Genomic DNA, 25,481 nt, shown 5'->3' on the forward strand with positions numbered 1-25,481 from the left:
GCAATTCTTTTTTTTTGTAAAAAACTTTATTATTTTTGAGGTGTCCGCTAAGGACAAATAAATACTGCTTACCGATCTATCCATCACGCAGAATTATCCCGTTAGGGTTAGGGCAAAGCATGGTTAGGTGTGGCAGGGCAAGGCCGAACACGGCAAGGTCTGGCGCGGTGAGGTATGGCAGGGCATGGCCCTCCAACGATTTAAGGAGGGAGGAATTAAAGTATAGGCGCTCATTGGGCGCCTATTGCCTTATACAACCTATTCCCCAAGAGGTATAATCAGTTCGGCAGGCTGTCCGCGCCCCCTGTAAATAAAAGTCGGTCTGTTTCCGTACCGGTTTCTTCCAGTTTATATTTCTTCACTATCTCGTCCAGCAACTCCATATCCAGGTGCAGGTATGCCCCGAATGCCGGATATTCCGTCAGCCCGAAGCCTATCATAATCCCGTCCGGCTCGTCTTCCATGCCCAACATAAATACAAAATAATTGTGCGGATTGGCCGCGTCCATATTAAACAGTATTTCCTCGTCCGTGAGTTCCGGCGGAGTACCCCCCTCGGGCATCAGCTTGTAATATTCATAATCTACCCAACCCCGGTTACGGTTGGATGAAAACAGTTCCCTTAACTGCTCCGTCGTCAGGTGGCCGATGGCGTAAAATTGTTCGATCATATTTATTTCATTATATCTGTTCCCAAAGTTAGGGAATAAATTCAGTTCAGGGAGTAAACAGCGGATGTTTTTCTCTTTCCCGCAGTGGAGTTTAAAGCCACAAGTCGCCAGTTATTTTCCTGACACTTCCGCACGCCATTCAACCCTTTACCAGCCAGCTGATTAAGCCTAATTTCGTCCGTGCGCCGATGTTGGCGCTCATTTAAATCATTCGCAATATGGACGAAAAAAAGAAAAAAGACGAGAAAAAAGTAATGCTCGTCAAAGACGCAAGCGACGGCAAACTGAAAGCCGTTACCAACGTGGACAAGGATGGGAACATCCAGACCATTGACCCCACCGAATCGAACATCGCTTCCCTGCTGAACGTGAACACCCAGGATTCGGTGCTCGAAGCCTTCTTCAAAAAGATGCTGGAGCAGGCCGATAATCCGGCCCATACGGGATTATCCAACATTTTCATTATGACCGAGAGCGTTCTCCGCAAACTTATCAAAATGGACTTTCCTCCCGAAGAACTGGAAAAGTACCGCGTCGATCCCGCTGCCGAACTCCAGAAAGGACAGCAACAGAAACAGGATGCGGGCGAGGAATCCCAAGCCTTCCAACCTCTCGATTTAAACAAAATCGACCGGGCCGATATGGAGCGCAAGGGCATCCGCTGGGAAGATATGGAACCGCACCTGCGGGCTATGTCCTACGGTCACAAGTCCAACGGGCTGATAGATATGAACCCCGAAATGGAACCCGGCGGAGTGCGGGTACCCACCAAAGGGCGCGTATCGCTGGAAGAACAGCCGGATGGCTCTATTAAAGTCAGGCCCCACTACTGGCAGGAAAAACCCAACTTCGATGCTCCCCTGTACGGTAAGAAACTCGACTCCGAAACCAAAACCAACCTCGAACTGACCGGCAACGCGGGTAAAACCATTAAACTGGAAATTACCCCCGGCAAAAAGGAACCGTGTTATGTTACACTCGACAAGATGACCAACACGCTGGAAGTAATGCGGGTGGCCGATTTCCCAAAACGTACAAACATCAAAGGCGTGGAACTCTCCAAAGGCCAGCAGATCGACCTGTACGACCACGGCAAAAAGATATTGCTGGAGGGGATGACCACCCGCGCCGGATATAAGCGCGATGCCTATATCCAGATCAATGCCTCCAACCGTAATTTCGATTTTTCCTACGAGGGCCTCGACCGCAACCGCTATGCCCAGGCGAATAAAGAAATCCGGCGGGAGAAGGTGGCGTCGGAAAAGAAGGAGCAGAAACAGGCTCCCGGCAATTCCCAAAGACAAAGTTTCATCCACAAGTTATTGGGTGGAGCCGAGGTGCCGGACAAAGCATACAATCAGTGGAAAGAAGCCGAAGCCGACCCCACCAAACAGAAAAATGTCCGGGCCACCTATGTGAAAGGCATGATGCTGGACGGCAAGGACGAACCCATCAACCTGTGGGTAAAGCCCAATTTTGAGAAAGGGAAGCTGGAGTTTTTCAGGTGGAACCCCGACTATGCCAAAAAGCAGGGCGCGGAGGTGAAACCCGCTAACGAGAGCAAGACCCAGCACGCCGTCAATACCGAGGGTAAGACCAACGAGTCGACCAAAAACGTAAAAGAGCCGCTGAAACAGGGCCAGCAGAAACCCACAGAAGGGCAGCAGAAAAAGCAGGACGAGAACAAGCAGCGGCAAGCCGCCCCTGCCAGAAAGCCGTCCGCGCCGAAAGCCAAGAAAGGCGTCCGGATTTAACACAGTATTCATCCATTAAATAGTATCACAATGAAAGTAATCATAGCTGAAAAACCGTCGGTAGCGCGTGAAATAGCCGCTATCGTCGGAGCAAACAGCCGCAAAGACGGCTATATAGACGGTAACGGCTACGCCGTCACCTGGGCATTCGGTCACCTGGTAGGGTTGGCTATGCCCGACGAATACGGATTTACGGGATTTAAAGCCGAAGACCTGCCTATTCTCCCGCAGCAATTCATTCTAAAACCCCGTCAGGTACGCGAGGGTAAAATCTATAAAGACGATCCCGGCGTGATGAAACAACTTAAAACTATTCAGGAACTGTTCAGCCGTGCCGATGAAATTATCGTGGGCACCGATGCCGGCCGTGAAGGCGAACTTATACATCGCTATATATATAATTATGTAGGGAGCAAAACTCCGTGTCGTCGATTGTGGATCAGTAGCCTGACCGACCGTGCCATCCGCGAGGGATTGCAGAACCTCCGTCCGGGCAAGGAGTACGACAACCTCTATTTTGCCGCCGACGCACGGGCGAAAGCCGATTGGCTGGTGGGCCTGAATGCCTCCCGAGCACTGGCTATCGCCGCCGGAAACGGTGTATGGTCGCTCGGCCGGGTGCAGACACCCACGCTGGCGATTATTTGCGCCCGTTATCTGGAAAATAGGTCGTTTACCCCACAGACCTATTTCCAACTGAAACTCCACACCGCCAAACAGGCTACCGTATTCGCCGCCCTGTCGGTAAAAAAATACGACCGCAGGGATGCCGCAGATACGGCTTTTGCCGCTGTAACCGATGCAGGGCAGGTACAGGTTGCCAAAGTGGAACGCAAGGAGGTAAACCAGCAGCCACCCCTGCCGTATGACCTGACAGCCCTTCAAAAGGAGGCTAACAGCAAGCACGGCTTTTCGGCGGATAAAACCCTGAATATAGCACAAGGGCTTTACGAGGCCAAACTGATTACCTATCCCCGTACCGGCTCCCGGTATATATCGGCGGACATCATGGACGAGATACCGGAACGTATTGCCGGATTGAAAGCCTACGGGCGCTTTTCGGCTTATGCCGGGGAAATGGATATGAAAATACTGAATATCCGTGCGGTGGACGACAGTAAGATTACCGACCACCACGCCATACTGCCGACAGAAAACATTCCGAAGGAACTGACAGCCGACCAGCGTACCATTTACGAAATGATAGCCGGTCGTATGCTGGAAGCCTTTTCACCCGCTTGCCGTAAAGAGAACACATTTGTCAGCCTGACGTGCACCGGAATGGATTTTACCGCAAGGGGTTCCGTGATCCTGTCAGCGGGCTGGCAGAAAGTATTCGGCAGCCAGGAAGAAGATAAAGAGGAAGACACAACCATTCTGCCCGACCTGGCCGAAGGCGACATCCTGCCCGTGAAAGGATGCGACGTGCTGGAAAAACAGACCAAACCCCGCCCGGTTCATACCGAAAGCAGCCTGCTGGCAGCGATGGAGACGGCAGGGCGGGAACTGGAAGACGAAGCCGAGCGCGAAGCCATGAAAGAATCCGGTATCGGAACCCCGGCTACCCGCGCAGCCATTATCGAAACCCTCTTTGCCCGTGAATACATCCGCAGGGAGAAGAAGTCCCTCGTACCGACCGATAAGGGACTGGCCGTTTACGAAATAGTAAAGGATAAGAAGATCGCCGACGTAGCCATGACCGGCGGCTGGGAACTCGCCTTGTCGAAAATCGCCTCCGGAGAGATGGACGCCTTTACTTTTCATCAGGGAATAGAAGTGTTTACCGCACAAATCGCCTCTGAATTGCTGACGGCTCAAATCGAAGGCGGCGGCCGCCGGGCTGGGGCAACCTGCCCCCGTTGCGGGCAGCCCGTGGTATTCTATCCCAAAGTAGCCAAATGCCAGAACCCTGATTGCGCCCTGACCGTATTCCGCAGCATGGCCCGCAAGGAACTTTCCGACGGGCAGCTGGCAGACCTGTTTAACAAAGGTAAAACCGGACTTATCAAAGGATTTCAGAAGTCGGCCGGAGGCACATTCGATGCCGCCGTAACCTTTGATCCGGAGTTTAAGACCGTATTCGATTTCCCGAAGAATAAACCGGGCAAAGCAGGGAAAGGCGGTAAGCGAAAATAAATCGTTATCTTTGCCACTATAAAATTCTTTGTGTACGGGTTGTTTTTTTAAGATCAACTTGATATAACGGAGAATTTTTAGTGGTCGGCGCTCTGGGTAGGGATACCCGGAGCGCCTTTTCGCTTTCCCCTTCCCGTCATTTTCAACCACTAAAAATTCCAATGTTATGACAAAGAAAAAACATACGCCCCAGGGCGACCTGTCTTATTACGGCTTATCCCTTTTATCCTATCTCACCAATAACCACCCCGACCTCGCGGCAGACAATACATTTATAGCCGGGAGGGCTGACCTTGCGGCGGAGGTTTACAGCGATACGGTCAAAAGCGGACTGACCCACATCGAAGCCGAAGAACGTGCGAGTGCCGAACTCTACCGGGGCCTGCACTTTTCACCCTACAATACCCTGCGGAATATTCTGTGGGATGAGTTTTCCACAGAAATACCCGAAAACGATGCTCCCGCCGTCGCATTACGGCTATTGCCATTATGTACGGAGATTCTGGCAAAGTACGACCTGTCGGATGATTTTGCCGCTACTGCGGAATACGGTCTTTTATATACCGAACTGACGGGTATCGTCCAAATACTCCTGGAAGATGGCAAGGTTTAATAAAGCGGAACATCTTCGCCGGAATATAAAAGCGATAAAGACCGCCTTTGCTTACGAATGGAGTGCTGAAGCGGAAACTTCGCAGGAACGGAAAATACTGGCTGAATATAGCGGTTTTGGAGGTATCAAAGCCATATTAAATACGCCACCCTCGGAGGTGCCCGTCGATAAATGGCCGAAGGGCGATCAGGATTTATACCCGTTAGTTAAAGAACTGCATGAGGTTATCCGGCAGGAGTCGCCGGATGAGAAGATTGCCAAGAGGTATCTGGACGGGATAAAAAACTCCGTCCTGACGGCTTTTTACACACCTCCGGCAGTCGTGGACGCGCTTACTTCGGCGATGCTTGAAAGCGGGGTAAAACCGGTCAGGTTTCTCGACCCGAGCGCTGGCACCGGGATATTCGGGCAATACGCCGACCTGGCCAATCCGTCAGCAGAGATAACCTGTTTCGAGAAAGACCCCCTGACAGCCCTTATCCTGAAACATCTTAACCCGACATTTACAGTCAGGGCACAGGGATTTGAGAGCATTGAAGGTAAATATAACGGCTATTATGACGTTATCGCCAGCAATATCCCATACGGGGATGTAGCGCTGTTCGACCCGGCTTTCTCCACGCACACAGACCCGGTACGGCGGCAGGGTACGCGGACATTGCATAATTATTTCTTTATGAAATCCGTCGATACGGTGCGCGACGGCGGTATTATCGCTTTTATCACCTCGCAAGGCGTCCTAAATTCAGAACAGAACCGCCCTGTAAGGGAATGGCTGGCCCAGCGGTGCAATGTGGTTTCCGCTGTACGCCTGCCCAACAATCTTTTTACCGATTACGCCGGGACAGAAGTGGGCAGCGACCTGATTGTATTGCAGAAAAGACCGCAGGGAGAATATGCCGTTACCCATCGGCAGCAAGACTTTATAGAATCCCGCAAACTCTCGAACGGTATTCCCGTCAATAACCTGTTTCAGCAACTCGACCGCGTCGTTCATACCGACGCAAAGGTCGGCACTGATCCATACGGAAAGCCGGCAATGGAGTTTACCCATGCCGGAGGCGTGGACGGTATCGCACAGGACTTGCGCCGGATGCTGGCCGAGGACTTTTCCAAACACCTCGACCTGGACCGCTACCTCTCTTTTGCTCCGCAGGTGGCAGAGCAATCGCAAGTCCGTAATGTTGCTGCACCGGAAATAAAACCGGAGCGCACCCAACAGGTGGACATTGACAGCGGTTCAAACAAAGTGGAAGCCGACGTTTCCACCTCCCGCAGTCAAAGACCACCCGGAAACGACAGTCCGGATTACCTCAATCCCGACTGGAAATCCACGCCGGAAGATTGGCATAAGTTTAACGAATGGGTCGAAGGCCAGGATGCCGTTCGTAAGGCGAAGGCCGAAGGATTCGACTTGGACTTGGAAACCGGTGAGCTGACACCGCTGGCGACTACGGAACCGGTGCAGGATATTACGCCTGCCGAAAATACGGAGTATAAACCGACCGCCGAAGATTGGGCCGATTACGGACTATGGGCGGCGGAACGGCAGCAGCGCCAAATGGAAGAATACCCCCCGCAACCGGAGGATTACGGAATGGCCGAACCTGCCGGAGAGCCTGAACAACAGGCGACTATGGAGCCTGCACCGACCGTTCCCGCAGGGGAGTTCCGGGGTACCCTCTTTGATATGGATGACCCTGCTATCCTTACCAAACCCCAAAGGGTGGCAGAGCCGACGCTGAATGTGCAGCAGGAGCCGCTTATCACATTATACGACCTGTTCGGTTTCTCCCAGGAGGAACGCAGCCAGATAAGCCGTCCGCGCCGACGTAAAAAGACTGCCAAACCGAAAAAGAAGCAGGAGGAAGACCGCGTAATCGAATGGCGCGAGGAAATCATGCTCAACGCACGGCGCGAGCGCGAGCAAAAGGAGCGGCAGGCGGAACCGTCGCCCGGACAATTCGCATCCGGCACTACATCTCCGGTCTATCCGGTAGAAGATGCCCGGAAAGCTGAACAGCAATGGCGGCGGGAACAACTGGAGCAACAGGAAAAAGAACAACGCGAACGGGAAGAATACCTGAAACCCGTTCCTTTCAAAGCGGAAATACAGGCGCATTACCGCGAAGGGTCGCTGGTATCGGACGAACACAACCGAATCGGGTACCTGAAAAATATCGACGGTTTACAGCCCATGTTCCACCCGCTGGAACTATCCGAAACACAGGAAACCAAAGCGTCTATCTACGTTGAAATACGGGATACCTACTATCACCTGTATCAAAACGAAGCCGAACGGCTCGAAGCCAATCCGGCCCTGCGTGAAATGCTGAACCGCCTGTACGATAATTTTACAGACCGTTTCGGCAAACTCAACGACAAGAAGAACCTCGACCTGATTAAAATGGATGCCCGCGGTCAGGAAGTCCTCTCACTGGAACGATACATCGACGGGGTGGCTCACAAAGCCGATATATTCCATCATCCGGTAGCATTCAATCCCAACGAGATTACACAGGCCGCCGACGCACGGGAAGCGCTTGTAGCCAGCCTGAATAAATCCGCCTCCGTTGATCTTCCTTACATGGCTACCCTGACAGGTGGTACGGTGGATTCCATACTGGAGGAACTGCACGGCAGCATCTATTACAACCCGGATATGGACGGCTATGAAATTGCCGATAAGTATATCGCCGGGAACGTCATTGAAAAAGCCGACCGGGTAGAGCGTTTCCTGAAAGACAATCCCGGACACGCTCAGGCGGAGGCTTCCCTGCGGGCACTCCGGGAGGCCACCCCGAAACCCATTGCTTTTGACGACCTCGATTTCAATTTCGGTGAGCGGTGGATACCCAAAGGCATTTATGAAAGGTATGCCTCCTGGCTGTTCGATACGGACGTTCAGATCACTTTTTCGCCCAACATTGACGAATATAACGTTAAGGCCGATAAACTGAACATAAAGACACAGAACCAGTATGCCGTAGATTCCCAAAGCCGGAAATTCAACGGCATAGCGCTGATGAAACACGCGCTGCACAATACCTCGCCCGATATTACCAAAAAAGTTAATATGCTGGTCGATGGGAAAATGCAGGAAGTCAAAGTACGCGACCCGGAAGCCATACAGCTGGCCAATTCCAAAATAGACGAAATGCGCAACGGTTTTTCGGACTGGCTCCGGGAGCAGTCGCCCGAATTTAAAGACCGTCTTGCCGACCTTTATAACCGTACTTTTAACTGTTTCGTGCGGCCGCAGTACGACGGCTCGCACCAGACGTTCCCCGGCCTCGACCTCAAAGGGCTGGGAATATCCGACCTCTACCAAAGTCAGAAGGACGCCATCTGGATGGATAAATTATTAGGTGGAGGCATCTGCGACCATGAAGTAGGCGGTGGCAAAACCCTAATCATGTGTTGCGGGGCAATGGAGAAAAAGCGGCTCGGACTGGCTCACAAGCCGATGATAACCGGACTGAAAGCCAATATCCACGAAATAGCCCGCACATTCTGCACCGCTTATCCGAATGCCCGTGTCCTTTATCCCGGCAAGGAAGATTTTACTCCCAAGAACCGGGAGCGGATCTTTCGCGAGATAAAGAACAACGATTGGGATGCCGTGATATTAACACATGAACAATTCGGGAAGATTCCGCAATCCCCCGAACTGCAACAGGAGATTTTACAAGCCGAACTCGACAGCGTGGAGGAAAATCTGGAGTTACTCAAAGCACAGGGCAAGCATGTTTCCCGCGCTATGATGAAGGGGTGTATCAAACGCAAGCTCAATCTGGAAGCCAAACTGGAAAAGGTAATGCACTCCATCGAAACACGCAGGGACGATGCGGTCGATTTCAAGCACATGGGCATCGACCACCTGTATGTCGATGAATCGCATAAATTCAAAAACCTTACATTCAATACCCGCCACGACCGGGTAGCGGGGCTGGGTAATCCCGAAGGTTCGCAAAGGGCACTCAATATGCTCTTTGCCATCCGTACCATCCAGGAACGTACCGGGCGTGACCTGGGAGCCACCTACCTTTCCGGTACGACTATTTCCAATTCGCTCACCGAATTGTACCTGCTCTTTAAGTATCTCCGTCCCAAAGAACTCGAAAGGCAGAATATCAAAACCTTCGATGCCTGGGCGGCCATATTCGCCAAGAAAACCATAGATTATGAGTTTTCAATAACGAATGAGATTGTACAAAAAGAACGCTTCCGCTACTTTATCAAAGTGCCGGAACTGGCCGGATTTTATGCCGAAATAACCGATTTCCGAACCGCAGCCGATATTGGTATCGACCGCCCGGAGAAAAACGAAATACTGCATAATATTCCGCCCACGCCCGACCAGGTTCAGTTCATAGACAGGCTGGTGAAATTCGCAAAAACGGGCGATGCCACGCTTTTGCACCGTCTGCCCCTGACCGAACGGGAAGATAAAGCCAAAATGCTTATCGCCACCGATTACGCGCGTAAAATGTCGCTTGATATGCGTATGATTTCCCCGGCTCTTTACGGCGACGATGTCGATAACAAGGCCAGCCACTGCGCCCGCCTGGTTGCCGGTTATTACAAAAAATTCGACCAGCACAAAGGCACGCAGTTCGTTTTCTCCGACCTGGGCACCTATAAGCCCGGCGAATGGAATGTATATAGTGAAGTGAAGCGCAAGCTGGTGGAGGATCATGGACTGAAACCCGGCGAAGTCCGCTTCATTCAGGAAGCGACCACCGAAAACGCCCGGAAAAATATGATTGCCGATATGAACGCCGGAAAAATCCGCGTGATGTTCGGTTCTACCGAAATGCTCGGAACAGGTGTAAACGCACAGAAACGATGCGTTGCCATCCATCACCTCGACAGCCCGTGGCGGCCCAGCGACCTGGAGCAGCGCGATGGGCGTGGTATCCGCACAGGCAACGAGATTGCCAAGTATTATGCCGATAATAAAGTCGATGTAGTCCTGTATGCCGTCGAAAAATCGCTGGACGCCTATAAATTCGGGTTGCTCCATAACAAACAGCTGTTTATCCGGCAGCTTAAAACCAACAATATGGGCTCCCGTACTATTGACGAGGGTGCGATAGATGAAAAAACGGGTATGAATTTCTCCGAATACGTGGCTATCCTTTCGGGCAATACGGAACTACTGGAGAAAGCCCGTCTGGAAAAAAGGATCACCACGCTGGAAAGTGAACGGCAGGCGTTCGTCCGGGGTAAATCATCCAGCCGCTACAAACTGGACGAGATAACCAAAGCCTTTGATAAGAACAGCGACCTGATAGAACGCATCGGACGTGACCTGAATAACTTCAATAGTAAGGTACAGTTGAACGAAGACGGCTCCTATAAGAACCCGATCCAACTCAATGGCGTTCAGGGCGGCGATATAAAGTTTATCGGCAAGCACCTGAACCATATCGCCGAAACCGCCCGGACTGCCGGGGAGTTTGACAAGGTAGGTACCCTCTATGGTTTCGATATTCTGGTTAAAAGCGAAACCACTCAAAAAGAAGGTTTGGATATGGTACAAAACCGCTTTTATCTCCGGGGAGAAGGAAATTACCTGTATCATTATAATCACGGTAATCTGGCTGCCGATCCGCGACTGGCCTCACAGAATTTCATTAATGCGCTGGCCACTATCGAACCGACGCTGGAGAAATTCCAAAAAGAGAATGAGCAACTTTCCAAAGATATTCCGCTGTTAAAAGAAGTCGTGGAAAGTACCTGGCGCAAAGAACCCGAACTGGCCGATTTGCGGGCCGAATTGACGGAGTTAGACCGCAAGATACAGCTTTCCCTTAAACCGATTAGCGAAAGCGAAGGGCAGCCCTTAGATGAGCCTGAAAAGGCTGAAAAGCGGATGCCCGATAATCCCCAGCCGACACAAACCACCGGGCAAACTTATATACCTTCCCGGCTTCGGGAGATAGCGGACAATTCGGGTGGAAGAATCATTATAGGCAGTGTGCCCCGTGTTACCTCTGATGCAGATCGTCCCACTAAAAGCAGTATGAAAATCTAACTGAAAAGCCGTCGAATACATCGACGGCTTTTTTATAATCAGGCACTCAAAAACCTAAAAAAAGTATGGTTATTTCATAATCTTATGTATCTTTGCAAAAGAGTAGAGTTATTTGAAAGCATGTAAAACGAAGTGTATCTAAGCACTTTACATCTACTTATCCAGTGCCCAATACATGCGGAAGTCTTCTAAAACTGTTGATAATCAGTTTCCTTTCCTCAGATTATCTCAAATATACGAAAAAAAGGGGAATATTCCTAGGTTTAATTTTTTTTGTCTTGCCCGATAGGGGTATTTCCTGAAAATCTGTCTTAAAAACAGATATCAACAAATAACAAGATGAAGAAAGTATACCCTGCAAAACAATTTGCCCGTGTTACCTTGGTAGTAATGATGATGATTTTTAGTTTGTCCGGCCTTCAGGCACAGACAAATAGAGTGGATGAAACACGGAAGGTTACGTTGAACATGCAAAAGGTCTCTGTCCGGGAAATCCTGGACGAAATCCAGAAGCAGACCGGAATAACCTTTTCCTACGAATCATCTTTGTTGAGTGGACTTCAGAAAACTACGTTCCGTGCGGATGATGAAGCACTGACGGATTGCCTGACGCGTTTGTTCGCGAATCTTCCGGTAGTGTACAAGATGACAGGAAACGTAGTGGTTCTGAAGCGTAAACCCAAGCAGGTAACGGTCAGTGGTTTTGTGCGTGATAAAAGATCCGCCGAATCTCTGATCGGGGCCTCGGTTTATGAAGCCCATAGCCGTGTGGGAACAGCTTCCAATAATTTCGGTTTTTTCAGCCTGACACTGCCACCAGGGAATATTACAATTCGTTCTTCTTATATTGGTTATACCAGTCATCAGCATATTCTTAACGGACTAGAGCGCGATACAGTGCTTACTATCGAACTGGAGCCTTCGGCTTCGTTACAGGAAGTTGTCATAACTGGACAAAGTAATGACAAGCAATCTGTGCTAAGTACCCAGATGGGAGCGTTGGAAATTAATCAGCAAACGATCCGCTCTACTCCCGTAATGTTTGGGGAGGCTGATATTATCAAGACTTTGCAGTTGACGCCAGGCGTGTCGGCCGGTACGGAAGGAACGGCAGGAATGTATGTCCGTGGCGGTAATGTGGATGAAAACTTATTCCTGATCGATGGTAACCCGGTTTATCAGATCAATCATATCGGTGGTATCTTCTCGGCATTTAACCCGGAAGCAATCAGCGGTATGGATTTCTTCAAATCCGGTTTCCCCTCGCGTTATGGCGGACGACTTTCGTCTGTAGTGGATGTGCATACAAAAGAAGGTAATATGAAGGAATATCACGGTAGTGCTTCAATTGGCTTGATTTCCGGTAATCTAAATTTTGAAGGGCCTATCATAAAAGACCGTACTTCTTTTAATATAGGTTTGCGACGTACCTGGCTGGATGTACTTTCAGCTCCGGCTGTAGCTATCGCCAATAAGATAACGAAGAAGGATGGAACACGTCTGCGGGCCCGTTACGCTTTTCATGATCTGAACCTGAAGGTGAATCATATATTTAACGACCGTAGCCGCATGTATCTGAGTCTTTACAATGGTAATGATGTGTTGAAAGGAGGAAGTACAGATTTCCCAGATCAAGATAGTGACAATAATTATAATTATGATTCCGATGTATCCCTCCGTTGGGGGAATATCATGGCTACTGCCGGTTGGACTTATGTGTTTAATAACCGTTTGTTTGGCAAAGTGTCAGGTGTTTTTACCCGCTATCATTCCAGATTGAGGAATACAGAACACGATGTGGTAGGAAACGAAGGAGATGAGGATTATTCTGATTCGTTCAGGGAGAATGAAACAAATACGGGTATTACGGATTTTGGGTTGCGCACTTCATTTGATTATCTGCCGGCATCTGCTCATCATATCCGTTTTGGAGGTGATTATCTGGTACACCGTTTTCATCCGGAATACAATCGTTCGGTAGCTTATGAAAAGAATGAAGAAACATCGGTCGAGATAGGACGAGAATTTGCAAACGATTTGTTGTGGGGGCATGAAGCCGGAGTCTATGCGGAGGATGACTGGACATTGTCGTCTGCCGTAAGGTTGAATGCCGGTCTGCGTTTTAGTCTTTTCAATGTACAGGGAAAGACTTATACCGGACTGGAACCGCGGGTATCTCTTCGTTGGTTGCTGGATGATAATCTGAGTTTTAAAGCTTCTTATTCCCGAATGAATCAATATGTTCATCTGATTAGTAATAGTTTTATCAGTTTACCGACCGATGCCTGGATGCCGGTTACACGAAGATTGAAACCATTGATAAGTGACCAGGTCTCTGCCGGTTTCTACTACAATCTTAATAAAGAATATAATTTCTCTGTTGAAGGATATTATAAAACATTGGATAATCTGTTGGAATATCGTGACGGACATACCTTTACACCTTCCTTTGTCAATTGGGAAGACAAACTGACTGCTGGTGAGGGACGTTCTTATGGAGCAGAATTTATGGTACGTAAGGAAACCGGTCGTACGACGGGTTGGGTGGGTTATGGCCTGTCCTGGTCCGACCGTCAGTTTAATGAACTGAATCAGGGAGCACGTTATCCGGCTCGTTTTGATAACCGGCATAAATTGAATATAGTGGTGATGCATAAGATATCTCCTAAAGTTGAACTTTCTGCTGCCTGGTCGTATGCTTCCGGAAATCACGTGACATTATCTTTGGAAAACTATTATGAAAATGGAACAGGTTCTCCAACGAATAATGATAACCATTATGTGGTTAATTCTGGTGAGTCAATCGATTATTACGAAGGACGAAATAATTATCAGTTGCCAGCCTATCATCGACTCGATTTAGGAATCAAAATATATCGTCCTAAAAAGAAAGGGCGGATGGGTATCTGGACAGTTAGTATATATAATGTCTATTCCCGCATGAATCCTTTTATGATTTATAAAAGTGATAAGACGATTCCTGATCCAGGCAGCCCTTACGGTAAGAATGTACCGGTCTTTAAAACTATTGGAATAATGCCTATTATTCCTTCTATTTCTTATACCTATAAATTTTAATGATTATGCATATGAAACATATATTTCTTTTAGCTCTTCTTTTATTAGTTACTTCCTGTATGAAAGAGATTGATCTGGAGCATTTACGTCCGGATCCTAAGCTTGTATTGAACTGTGTCATTACACAAAATAAGCCGATAATTGTATCTTTATCACGTACTTGGTTTTATACGGAAGGAGAGTCTAATATTCTTATGGATGGTGTAGATGTTAAGCTTTACGTCAATGAACGTTTTGTGGAACAGTTGTCATTAAATCTTGATGCGAATAACTATAATACGTTTGGCAACTATGTTGCAACTTATGTTCCGGTTATTGGGGATAAAATACGTATTGAAGCGAAAAAGGATGGATTTAAGCCGGTTATGGCGGAAGATATAGTACCGCCGCCCCCTACATTACTTAATTTTGTAGCAGAAAATCATTATATCCAAGGTTCTTATTATAACTATTTTCAGGAACGGTTTAAAGTAACGTTCAAAGATGATCCTGCAACCGTTAACTGTTATCTTATCTCTTTTTCCAGAGGGTATCCGGTGTATGAGCATGAAGATGGAGATTGGGAGAAACCGGAAGTTTATCAAGGCACTTATAAATGGCATTCACAGTCGGTGGATTATGCCTCTGAACCTGTATTTGAAAATACAATTTCTATTTTGGATAAAGTGATGGGAAATGATTGGTTATCGGGTGGACGAGGACGTCCTTTCTCGGATGAATTGTTTAATGGAAAGGAATATACGATGAAGTTGGATCGTGGTTATTATGGTTACTGGTCCGACTCCACAAACCCTGATAGGATGCCGGATTCAATAAGAGTTTATCTATATGCTATATCCGAATCTTACTACAAATATATGACAGCTCTGACTTCTCTGAATGACGGATCATTGAATAACGACCTTGCGGATATTGGTCTTGCCGAACCGGTTCGTGTATTCAATAATATCGAGGGAGGAGTAGGCATATTGGGAACAGCTTGTGTGGATAGTCTCACTGTTGCTATTCCCAATAAAGTTTTGCCGGATAACGATTAGAGATCAGCGTTCTTTAATTTCAACTTTTGACACATCACCTTGTATTGTTTGTTCTTGTCAATCAACTCGTTGATCTTTGCTACAGAAGCGGCAGACCGGAGGCCGTCGGGCGGGGTATTCATACAATAATCGACTAGTACCTCTATTGTTGAAACCGCAACATGCATCCTTGTATCACTGGATGCATAATAAATGAATACCTTCCCATCTTCGTCGGCAATCCATCCGTTGGAGAACAAGACGTTGGAAACATCCCCGATTCGTTCTCCGCCACACGGAGCGAGAAAGTAGCCTCCGGGCTGTGCGATGACTTTGGTCGGATCTTCCAGCGATGTCATATACAGATAAAGTACGTAGCGCAATCCGGCAGCACATCCCCTGACTCCGTGGGCCAGATGTAACCAGCCCGCCGGAGTCTTGATAGGATGTGGTCCCTCCCCATTCTTGACCTCTTTGATTGTATGATAGTGGCGTTTGTCTATAATTTGTTCAGAGAGAATAGACGCGTTTGTTATATCATCGATCAGGCTCCAGCCTATGCCGCCACCGCTACCGGCATCGATAAAACCATCCTGCGGACGGGTATATAATGCATATTTCCCATCCACGAATTCCGGATGCAGCACAACATTGCGTTGCTGGCTTTTCGATATCAGATCGGGTAACCTTTCCCAGTCGATCAAATTTTTGGTACGGACAATCCCGGCTTTGGCCACAGCCGAAGACAGATCACCCGGAGCAGCTGCCCGGTCATGCCGTTCGCTGCAAAAGATACCGTATATCCACCCGTCTTCATGTGCCGTCAGGCGCATATCATACACGTTGGTTTCTTCCGGATCGATATCTGGAAGATTGACCGGACGTTCCCAAAACCGAAAATTATCTATGCCGTTCGGACTCTCGGCAATGGCGAAAAACGATTTTCGGTCGAATCCCTCTACGCGTACCATCAGCAGGTATTTACCGTTCCATTTGATGGCACCTGCATTCATACAGGCATTCACCCCGATGCGTTCCAGGCAATACGGGTTGGTTTCCGGATTCAGGTCGTAACGCCATTCGAGTGGCACATGCGATGCTGTTACGACAGGGTTCTTATAACGTGTAGCAATGCTGCGGGGAGCATCCAGAGGGACATTCTCTGCAGATAGAAGCATTTCATGCTGTATCTGCAACTTTTCGATCGTATCTGAGAAATTGATTTCCATTATCGTATTGTTCTTTATTTATCTATGTAATTTACCGGTATGCGGCAAAGTGTTCTGTTCTATTCGATCTCAGGACGGTCGCCTTCGCCACCATCGCCGGGAGTCGTATCTTCCGTTTCGGGTGAAAGTTCGATCCATTCCAGGTCGTCGCTGTCCACCAGGGCACGACTGTAATTACCGCCTGCCATTTTCGTACGTTCCGGAATAAATTCAACGTGGACGGCTTTTACCTGTTTGGTGAAGTTGAAATCCTTCAAATCTTTTACGCCAGTCGTGTCGAGTACGTAACGGAAATATCCTAATCCTTTAATATGTACGCTCTTGCCTTGCGACATACGGGTGTGCATTACGCCTGCGATGTCACCTAACACGGCCTGAACGTCCGAGTTACTTACTGTAGAAATCTTAGCCAAATCTTTGGCGATTGTTTCTGTTTCTACCGGTTTACCTTGCACGATGGCGCGAGGGTAATACACTTTCTGCTTTGAGTTGTACGCTTTCTTGTAGAATGGCATAGCTTTTTGTTTTTTTATTAATAAATATGTTAATTTCTCGATACGGCGTATTGACGCGCTCAATACGTCATATTGACGTCCTCAATACGCCGTATTGAGAATGGCTGTTCGGAATAATGTTTTAAAGACCTTCGGGATAAAGGGAGATGCGGTTGGCACGGTGGAAAGCACTGGCGCATGTATTCGTATTTACTTCTAATTCGAATACGACTTCTCCTGTCCGAGGATCTATTTCAATAATTCGCCCTCCTGTTGTTCCATCACTTAATTGATTGTTTTGCCCTGGACAGAATAATCTGTTATCTGTTTTAGGCAGATACTGTACACCGGATATAGCAAAAGCAAAACAATCTGTACGTTCTCTTCCATATTGATATACTTGACGTATTGTTTTATTCTTTTCATTAATTTCGTATTCAACGATACGGCTATATTGACCGGATGCATTAGTCAATTGGGGTACATAGTTACGGCAATATCCGTTATCAAAAGCCAGAATATGTCCATTAGGCATTGCTACCGGACAATGTACTCCCCAACACCATTCGAAATCTGGATGAGATTTTTTCCCGTTCAATACATCCAGATCTGTGATAGGTTGATTGTTTTTGTCTAAAGGAGTGAGTAAATACTGTTTATACGAATCCTTCCAGTCATTATGTGGTGCAATGATCCATTTTAATTGACCTTCACGGGTATATTTGAACACGCCTTGCCAACGTCCTGTAGCTAATAAGTCATCACCTATTTCCGTAAGGCCGTTATTATGTAACCAGTTTGCTTCATTTTGGCCAAAGTAAGCATAAAGCGGTAAATCTTTATCTACACTTAATATCCGGGTCTGGTCTAAAAAGGATGTAAAATCCCAAACTTTAGTGATTGTAGATGTTTCAGGATTAATTTCTATTGCATGGTCAAAAATGCGGGAGGTTTTATTATCAGGAAGTTTTGCATTGTTATTAGTTACTGTAGCTATAATATTCCCGTTTTTATCTTCGAATACTTCATGGTGAAAGTTATATCCCCATGCTTTCAGATCCCATATATTAATAACATTTCCTAATAAATCCAATTCGACAAGCCGATGGAAGTTAGCATCTCCAGTGATGAAATTACCGTTTTTCATTCTATGTAGGCCACATTGGGCACCGATATGTAACAACTCTTTTGATTCACGCCAATCAAGTAACCAACGGATTTCCCCATCCATGTCTACCATATAGGGGCGTGAAGTATCGTCTTCGTCATGTCCAGGACTATTTACCAAATTCAAGCCTGGTTCCATTCTGTTAGGTAATACTTTTACCACATGAAAAAGGGGGAGATTGTCCATAGTCAATGCTTTAATCGGAATTTCTATGGTGGTACGTCCACGTTCTTTTCCGTTGCGGTCTGTATAAATAAATTCTACCTTGTTGGTATAATTTTCGTATAACCCCAATATCGTTATGAATTGAATATTTTGAGAAGTAAAAGAATTCTGATGCTCTATATCAGGTGTTTGATATCCTTTTTTTGTGTATACAATTGTCTTAACCCCCCCTCCGGCTGGAAGATTCAGACGAACCTCTGCTGCCAGTGGATTGTATTGGGAAGGATTGATGTTTATATAGCTGATAAATTGGTCGATAGATGTGCCGACAGTCGGAATCTCCAATGTCGAATTATCTGGGAACGTGATGGTTGTGTTCCAGTTATCTTTATTGATATCTATGTCCTTGATATCTTTTTGGTTTAAAGTTACTGTTTGTGTTTCAAATGATAAGGTGTAATCTTCTTTGTTCTTCGTGATTTCTTTCAAAAAGGAGTTGTTTTCTATTAATTGTTTGATAGTGGTACATTCTTTAGGGGAGATCCACACAGTTTCCTCCTGATCTTCACTGCAAGCGGTAAAAGAGAATAAAATAAAAAAGAATATGTATGTAATATTTGTTTTCATGATCATCGATTCAACTGTAAGTATTTATAACATTATTATTTTGCCGGATAAAAACAACCGGGGCGGGATTGCCCCGGCTGTACATGTAAGACTAATATCTAATAGGAACTATCTCCAATCTTCTTTCTGTTCCAAAGCATGGTTGGCATCCACTTCGCTTTGAGGGATCGGCAGATACATGTGTTTAGCTTCGAAAGCAGTGATATTCTGTGTCGGATCTTTGGTATCCATCAGGTATGCTTTTAGTTCAGCGGCGTCATACCAGCGGATCAAGTCGTACCAACGGATGTTTTCTCCACAGAATTCCAACAGTTTCTGATGACGGAGTTCTTTCCAGGCAGCATTGCTGTCACTTATTTGTTTTTCAGCAAGTCCGGCACGGATGCGGATGCGGTTGATATCTGCCATAGCACCAGCTATATCACCGGTTTGCAGGCAAGCTTCAGCATGCAGGAATAATACTTCGGCAAAACGCATGACACGAAGGTTATTTTTACGGGCATCATTACCGGCATACATGGATGCTCCGGCTTCTACCCACCATGATGTCCATTTTTTGAATAAGAAACGTCCGGGCTTTCCGTTAATCGTCGGGAACGCAGGCATAGGTTTTAATTTTTTATTTAAACAACCTTCCCACATTTCTTCAAAATCAGCATCTCCATAAAATATTTCGTTTTTCTTTACGTCATTGTAATCTTCATAATTGAAGTAACAGGTTGTGTATAAACGTTTGTCCCAACGACTGTCTGAACCTGCTGGACGTTCTTCTACGATATATTCATCTATCAGGTGAGCGGAAGGCTGCATTTTGTACCATCCCCCTTTTCTAAATTCCGGACCGAAGAAATTGGCCATATTATTGCCCATGGAAGCATTTGTTCCGTTTTGATTTCCCCACAAGTCATCACTTGTACCAGGAACGAATTCATAATTAATTTCAAAAATGGATTCTTTATTAAATTCAGTATCATCTCGGAAATTATTTTCGTATTCCACCAAATCATAACCGTAGGGACCATTAATGACATCGGCTAGTTGCTTTTTTGCTTCATCATATCTTTTTTGCCAGAGATATGTTTTTCCTAACATTGCCAGAGCTGCACCTTTGGTAACCCGTCCGTTTTCTTCTGCCGGACGTGTGTCGGGCAGTGCAGCAGCAGCGGCTTTGAAATCTTCTTCACATTGTTTTAAGAGATCTTCCTGGGAAGAATAGGGAATATGCTCCGGTGCTTCTTTTTCCGGCAAAGTGCGTAAAACGGCTTCGCGATAGTTTTGCTGGAGCAGGAAGTAATTGAAACCGCGCATAAAGTGTGCTTCTGCCATCCACTCTTTCAATTTATTCGGATCTGCTGGAGAGTTTGGGGCGTAAAACAGAAAACTGTTGGCGTACTGTATACTTTTATAAAGGTTTTCCCACAGGTTACTGGCATAACCACTTTCCGGAGTATTGGTAAACGACAAAACTTCCCATGCGAAAGCTTCTTCTCCGCGAGTCGGGTATAAATCGTCTGCACGCATGGAATGATTCCATATGCCACAGAATACACCATAATAACCATACATATGGTCACGTATCGGATTATAAACGGCAACTAATGCGCGTTCTACATTAGCAGCATTATTCCACCATGTACCTTCTGTTTCTTTATTGGGGTTATTTCCTTGATCCAGGAAACTATCGCTACATGATGCGAACAGAAGTGGAAAAAAAGCCAAGGCAGCGATATATTTCTTTAAATTTGTTTTCATATTTCTATCTCTTTAAAATCAATTAGAATGTTACTTGTAAACCGAAACTGATTGTACGGGCAGAAGGATAACGACCGTCGTCGCAACCACGACTCATGACATTGTCTGTACCCGATCCTGTTGCACCGTCACCGGTATTGACTCCCAAATCAGGTGTATAACCAGAATACCCTGTTATTGTAAATAAGTTTTCCATGGCTGTATAAATACGTACATTTTCCAACATTGCTTTTGTAACCCAAGCTTTCGGTAATGTGTATCCCAATTCTAATGTTTTTAGGCGGAAGAAGTCGCCGTTTTCTAGCCAACGGTCTGTATAAGCCCAATTCGTACCGTTATTGTCTGTTATAGAAGTCGGATCATCGCTGGCTCCAATAAAACGAGGAATCGTTGTATTTGTGTTATCCGGACGCCATGAGTCCATAAATGTGGTCAAGTAGTTTCCAACTCCTTCTTTTTTGATATTATAATAAGGTAGCGCATTGTAAATCTTATGTCCGAACTGACCATCGAAGAACATGTTCAGGTCGATACCTTTCCATGCGAAACCGAGATTCAATCCTAAAGTGACTTTAGGTAATGCACTACCGGCATATTGTTTATCTTCCACGTCGATTTTACCATCGCCGTTTGCATCTTCAAAAATCAAGTCACCGGGTTGTGCTTTTTCCTGTACACCGTGATAAACGCCTTCACCATCTGTATAACCGTTTGCTTTGTTTACCGCATCAATTTCTCCTTGATTCTGGAAAATACCTTTTGACTTGATTACCCAAAAACCTCCGATAGGATATCCGGTTTTGGCGTATGTAACAGCACCTCCACCGTGTGGGTCATAACCTGTCCATTCATCAGCAGTTGAATTTACTTTAGTTAATTCATTACTCAAGAAAGAAGCGTTCACGCCAACATGATAGTAAACTTCTCCAATTGTGTTACGGTGATTGATTGCGATTTCAAAGCCTTTGTTTTCTACGTTACCAGCGTTAGACACTGGAGTTCCTGCTAATCCGAAGCTACCCGGTTGCGGAATAGCTAATAACATGTCTTCTGTTTTTTGGATAAAGTAGTCCGCACTAACTGTCAATTTGTTATTCCACAAACCTAAGTCAAGACCGATATCCAATGTTTTATTTTTTTCCCAGGTTGTAACACCCGGTGTTGCCCATTCGTATCCAGTGATGGCTCCGTTGTTTTGCCATTGGCTTCCAAATACACCGTTCAAACCTTGGTAAGGTGCTGATTGCATTGCGTAGCGTCCAATACCATTCAAGTTACCCAATACACCATAGCTACCACGTAGTTTCACTTCATTGAATGTTTCTTTCAAATCTTCAAAGAAATCTTCATTCATGATATTCCAACCTATAGAACCGGAAGGGAAATTACCCCATTTGTGTCCGTCATTAAATTTGGAAGAACCGTCGCGACGAATAGACAAACTGGCCATATAGCGATCGTCATACGAATACATAGCACGGGCGAACATGGAAACCATTGATTCGCGCCAAGTGGATCCACTGGTTGTGGATGTGGAAGAGTCACCGGTATCAATCACGTACAAGCCTTCCGGCAAATTGTCACGTCCGGCACCGAAACCTCTCCATTCGTTTTGTTGTGCAGAGTAACCTACAACTGCATTGATGGTATGTTTACCGAATACCTTGTCATAGTTGATGGTATTTTCAATCAACCATTCGTTTTGCCAACCGGTACTTTCGTCCAATTGCGTTTTTAGGTTCTGTCCGGCAGAACTGAAATAGTAAGGTGCGATATACGTATAATTACGATTGGTATATTTGTTCAGGCCGACATTGAATTTGTATTTTAATCCTTCAAGGTACAGATCCACTTCTGCCCAGCCGTTCAACATTAAGTCGATGGAATGTTTTTGCCGGTCGTGTGCTTCTGCCCAACCGACAGGGTTTCCACCGGCTTTTGCCCAACTCGGAGTTGTACCCCAATGACCGACAGAGTTGTTCTCGTCATATACATTCTGTTGAGGGACGATATTTAATAATTCGCTGAAAGAAATATCATCGAAATCTTTTTTTGCGAATTTCATTAAGAAAGTGTTTCCTATGCGGACATGGTTGTTGAAGAGAGAAAATGTGTTCTTTGTACGTAAGTTCCAGGCTTCGTATCCCGTTGTTTTTACAATACCGTCTTGTTTCAGATAACTGCCGGATACGTTGAATGTGGCAGTTTTGCTACCTCCTGTTACATTTAAGTTCACTTTGCTGACATTGGCTTGTTCGAATAATTCGTCTTGCCAGTCGGTACCTTTACCTTGCCAGCCAGTCAGTTCTGCAACACCTTGATTGATGTTGTAGATCTTGGCGAAGTCGCGATATTGATTACCGTCCATTACATCATATTTTTTTGCAACCATCTGGATACCAGTGTAAGCGTCTACTGTTACTGTAGTCGGCATGTCTTTTCGTCCGCCTTTAGTAGTAATCAGAACAACACCGTTGGCAGCACGCGATCCATAAATGGCGGCAGCAGAAGCATCTTTCAATACTTCAATGGATTGAATGTCTGATGGATCTACCATATTTATATCACCGTACACGCCGTCAATAACATATAACGGAGTAGTTGATTGCAAGGAGCTTATACCACGGATATTGATGGTCATACCTGAACCTGGTTGTCCGGTGTTGGCTGATACGGTAACACCCGGTACACGTCCTTGTAGGGCAGAAGCTGTAGTTCGTGCAACATTAGCCTGCAATTCTTTTCCGGAAACGGAAGAAACGGCTCCAGTCAAGTGACTTTTCTTTACAGTACCGTAACCGATTACTACAACTTCATCTAATAATTCACCATCGGCCATTGTGATATCAATTACGTTTTTGTTGCCAACAGTGACAGATGATTGTTGCATACCTACATACGAAAATTCCAGGACCTGTCCTGGGTTGACATTGATGGTGTAATTCCCATCAATGTCAGTTGTTGTACCTATTGTGGTTCCTTTTACAACAACTGTTGCTCCGATGACTGGGTTGTTCTCCGAGTCTTTTACCGTACCTTTCACGGTAACTGCCTGCTGTGCCCAACTGGATACTGCAAAGGCTCCTAGTAATAGAGAAAAAGCTAGTTTTTTGTTCATAAAATTAATATTTAAATGATTTTAAAGTTATTCAACGTTTCCTGTAAATGTTACAACGCTCTTTGCAGGAAGAGTTATCACATACGTATTACCTACCGGTTGGATAGTCTCCTGAACTTCCCATTTGTGGGTGGCATCAGTCAGGTAACCGGCAAGCGGGCTAGCTGTTTGGTTGTTGTCTAACGCCAGGTCGATAGTCGTTTCTGTGTCGTTGGTATTGATGGCTACAATCGTAAAGTCATTGCCTTTTTTATAACCGGATACCATATAGCCTTGGTCGGAGTTGTATTCGGCTGAGATGCGGGTACTACCTACAGGAATATAGCGTGTAAAGTTTCCGAATGTTTCATAACGTTTACCGATTTCGTAATCAGTACGGTTTTCTTTGTTAATATAAATCAACCCTTCATTAGTACCATTGTCGGGTAAGGCTCCTGCCCACCAGATAATTGAACTAACATTGGCTTCACAAAGGTAACGGTGGAATTTGACTGCCCAGTTTAGCCCGTCATCTATGGAAGTTGTGTATGAGTCGTTCGGATCGCTGATTTCAGTTAACCATACCGGTATATTTTTTGATTCAGCCTTCGTAAACGGTTCGATACCCGGATCTTTTTTCGTTACTGGGTCCACATAACCGTGCCCGGCTGCGATGATCGGGTAATTGGTAATGCGGGTATTGACATTTAAAATATCGCGTACATAGTTTTTACTACCCATGATAAAACCTAAAATACCTGTCCATTGTGCATTTTCACCGAAGATAATCTTCACATCCGGGTGATTGGTGGCAAACGTCGGTCCCATGTTGTTAACAATGAATCGCCCTAGGGTCGTTGTTCCCGGTAACCAGAGGCAAGAACTCCAGGGAGCTGCATATTCCGGTTCATTGGCTGGTGATATGGCATAAGGTTTCAAACCTACCGAACTGTAAGCATCACAAAAAGCTGACAGATAATCGGCAAATTTTTGATAGTAAGCTGATTTTAAATACCCTTCCGAATCACTGCCGTTACTTTTCATATAGGCAGGCGGACTCCAGACTGAATAAACGAATTTATCGACGTCATATAACGCTTTGACACGTTGGTTGATCCATAACTGGCCTTTGCGTTGGGCTATTTCTTCTTCTGCTTCATTCCCGGCGGCGCTGTAGTCGATATCGAAGAATGGATCGTCGAGCGGCATATCGATATCTTCATCCAAATGGAAAGAAGTATCTCCTTCGTTTTTCCAATAATGGGAATAGATTTCGCCTCTTAAGATATTCAGGTGCAATCCATCTTTTCCGAACATTAGGTCTAATACTGTATCACGTTTTCGGTGTGCATACAGATAATCAGCCCATCCGGCCTGTGCCACACCGAAACCATCAATGTTTTGTTCTTCTTTATCCCAGTGAAGTATTACGTCAGTATTTGCAACGGCTTTTGTCGCAATGGAACCACCAGCTTTCTGGTCTACAATTTCGCTGTCAGTACAAGATCCTAGCAGGAAAAGACAGGCGAACAATCCTAAGGTTAGATTTCGATGTGTTTTCATAATTAAATGATATTAATGTTAATCTTTGATTGCAAATGTAGGAAATGGAGAATACCGAGAAGTGTCTTATTCAGTCAA

General features: G+C 46.1%; 13 protein-coding genes. 6 read left to right on the top strand and 7 right to left on the bottom strand.

Annotated features, from left to right (window positions below; genetic code table 11):
• Positions 1 to 278: 278 nt before the first annotated feature.
• Positions 279 to 671 carry a hypothetical protein gene (locus NBH15_RS11590; protein WP_249388341.1) on the bottom strand — a complete coding sequence of 131 codons (393 nt, stop codon included), beginning with the start codon at positions 669 to 671 and terminating at the stop codon, positions 279 to 281.
• A gap of 218 nt (positions 672 to 889) precedes the next feature.
• Between NBH15_RS11590 and NBH15_RS11595 the strand changes: the two genes are divergently transcribed.
• The 6 genes from NBH15_RS11595 to NBH15_RS11620 all read left to right on the top strand — a co-directional run bounded on the left by NBH15_RS11595 (position 890) and on the right by NBH15_RS11620 (position 15,329).
• On the top strand, positions 890 to 2,425 hold the full coding sequence (locus NBH15_RS11595; protein WP_221656166.1) for a DUF3945 domain-containing protein: 1,536 nt from the start codon (positions 890 to 892) through the stop codon (positions 2,423 to 2,425).
• A 30-nt stretch (positions 2,426 to 2,455) separates the two neighbouring features.
• Complete coding sequence (locus NBH15_RS11600) at positions 2,456 to 4,561, top strand: type IA DNA topoisomerase (RefSeq protein WP_221656165.1); 2,106 nt, start codon at positions 2,456 to 2,458, stop codon at positions 4,559 to 4,561.
• 166 nt (positions 4,562 to 4,727) lie between these two features.
• Positions 4,728 to 5,174 carry a DUF1896 domain-containing protein gene (locus NBH15_RS11605; protein ID WP_221656164.1) on the top strand — a complete coding sequence of 149 codons (447 nt, stop codon included), beginning with the start codon at positions 4,728 to 4,730 and terminating at the stop codon, positions 5,172 to 5,174.
• A complete protein-coding gene (locus tag NBH15_RS11610) occupies positions 5,161 to 11,214 on the top strand; it encodes a helicase-like domain-containing protein (RefSeq protein WP_249388340.1) in 6,054 nt (2,017 codons plus the stop codon). Before NBH15_RS11605 ends, NBH15_RS11610 begins: the two co-directional genes overlap by 14 nt.
• Before the next feature lie 339 nt (positions 11,215 to 11,553).
• Positions 11,554 to 14,292, top strand: coding sequence for a TonB-dependent receptor domain-containing protein (locus NBH15_RS11615; RefSeq protein ID WP_443146940.1), 2,739 nt, complete (start codon positions 11,554 to 11,556; stop codon positions 14,290 to 14,292).
• An 11-nt stretch (positions 14,293 to 14,303) separates the two neighbouring features.
• The gene (locus NBH15_RS11620; protein WP_250822715.1) at positions 14,304 to 15,329 is read left to right on the top strand and encodes a DUF4249 domain-containing protein; all 1,026 of its coding nucleotides are present in this window, start codon (positions 14,304 to 14,306) and stop codon (positions 15,327 to 15,329) included.
• On the opposite strand, the gene NBH15_RS11625 is transcribed toward NBH15_RS11620, so the two are convergent.
• The 6 genes from NBH15_RS11625 to NBH15_RS11650 form a co-directional block, all read right to left on the bottom strand.
• On the bottom strand, positions 15,326 to 16,537 hold the full coding sequence (locus tag NBH15_RS11625; protein WP_244050310.1) for a glycoside hydrolase family 130 protein: 1,212 nt from the start codon (positions 16,535 to 16,537) through the stop codon (positions 15,326 to 15,328). The genes NBH15_RS11620 and NBH15_RS11625 overlap by 4 nt on opposite strands.
• A 59-nt stretch (positions 16,538 to 16,596) precedes the next feature.
• Positions 16,597 to 17,052 (bottom strand): HU family DNA-binding protein, encoded by a 456-nt coding sequence (locus tag NBH15_RS11630; RefSeq protein ID WP_244050309.1) that lies wholly within the window; start codon positions 17,050 to 17,052, stop codon positions 16,597 to 16,599.
• A 121-nt stretch (positions 17,053 to 17,173) separates the two neighbouring features.
• Entirely contained in the window at positions 17,174 to 18,991 is a 1,818-nt protein-coding gene (locus NBH15_RS11635) for an aryl-sulfate sulfotransferase (RefSeq protein ID WP_244050308.1), read from the bottom strand.
• Positions 18,992 to 19,099: 108 nt separating this feature from the next.
• Positions 19,100 to 20,743, bottom strand: a complete 1,644-nt coding sequence (locus NBH15_RS11640) for a RagB/SusD family nutrient uptake outer membrane protein (protein ID WP_128133816.1) — start codon at positions 20,741 to 20,743, stop codon at positions 19,100 to 19,102.
• Between the two features lie 22 nt (positions 20,744 to 20,765).
• Entirely contained in the window at positions 20,766 to 23,861 is a 3,096-nt protein-coding gene (locus NBH15_RS11645; protein WP_244050307.1) for a SusC/RagA family TonB-linked outer membrane protein, read from the bottom strand.
• Positions 23,862 to 23,888: 27 nt separating this feature from the next.
• The gene (locus tag NBH15_RS11650) at positions 23,889 to 25,403 is read right to left on the bottom strand and encodes a glycoside hydrolase (RefSeq protein ID WP_128133817.1); all 1,515 of its coding nucleotides are present in this window, start codon (positions 25,401 to 25,403) and stop codon (positions 23,889 to 23,891) included.
• Positions 25,404 to 25,481 lie beyond the last annotated feature (78 nt).

Source organism: Parabacteroides caeci (genome assembly GCF_023656795.1).
Lineage (GTDB): Bacteria > Bacteroidota > Bacteroidia > Bacteroidales > Tannerellaceae > Parabacteroides > Parabacteroides segnis.

Excerpts from the sequence above, each read along its gene's own strand:
- NBH15_RS11590 (WP_249388341.1), bottom strand. The coding sequence starts at position 671 with ATGATCGAACAATTTTACGCCATCGGCCACCTGACGACGGAGCAGTTA.
- NBH15_RS11595 (WP_221656166.1), top strand. The coding sequence starts at position 890 with ATGGACGAAAAAAAGAAAAAAGACGAGAAAAAAGTAATGCTCGTCAAA.
- NBH15_RS11600 (WP_221656165.1), top strand. The coding sequence starts at position 2,456 with ATGAAAGTAATCATAGCTGAAAAACCGTCGGTAGCGCGTGAAATAGCC.
- NBH15_RS11605 (WP_221656164.1), top strand. The coding sequence starts at position 4,728 with ATGACAAAGAAAAAACATACGCCCCAGGGCGACCTGTCTTATTACGGC.
- NBH15_RS11610 (WP_249388340.1), top strand. The coding sequence starts at position 5,161 with ATGGCAAGGTTTAATAAAGCGGAACATCTTCGCCGGAATATAAAAGCG.
- NBH15_RS11615 (WP_443146940.1), top strand. The coding sequence starts at position 11,554 with ATGAAGAAAGTATACCCTGCAAAACAATTTGCCCGTGTTACCTTGGTA.
- NBH15_RS11620 (WP_250822715.1), top strand. The coding sequence starts at position 14,304 with ATGAAACATATATTTCTTTTAGCTCTTCTTTTATTAGTTACTTCCTGT.
- NBH15_RS11625 (WP_244050310.1), bottom strand. The coding sequence starts at position 16,537 with ATGGAAATCAATTTCTCAGATACGATCGAAAAGTTGCAGATACAGCAT.
- NBH15_RS11630 (WP_244050309.1), bottom strand. The coding sequence starts at position 17,052 with ATGCCATTCTACAAGAAAGCGTACAACTCAAAGCAGAAAGTGTATTAC.
- NBH15_RS11635 (WP_244050308.1), bottom strand. The coding sequence starts at position 18,991 with ATGAAAACAAATATTACATACATATTCTTTTTTATTTTATTCTCTTTT.
- NBH15_RS11640 (WP_128133816.1), bottom strand. The coding sequence starts at position 20,743 with ATGAAAACAAATTTAAAGAAATATATCGCTGCCTTGGCTTTTTTTCCA.
- NBH15_RS11645 (WP_244050307.1), bottom strand. The coding sequence starts at position 23,861 with ATGAACAAAAAACTAGCTTTTTCTCTATTACTAGGAGCCTTTGCAGTA.
- NBH15_RS11650 (WP_128133817.1), bottom strand. The coding sequence starts at position 25,403 with ATGAAAACACATCGAAATCTAACCTTAGGATTGTTCGCCTGTCTTTTC.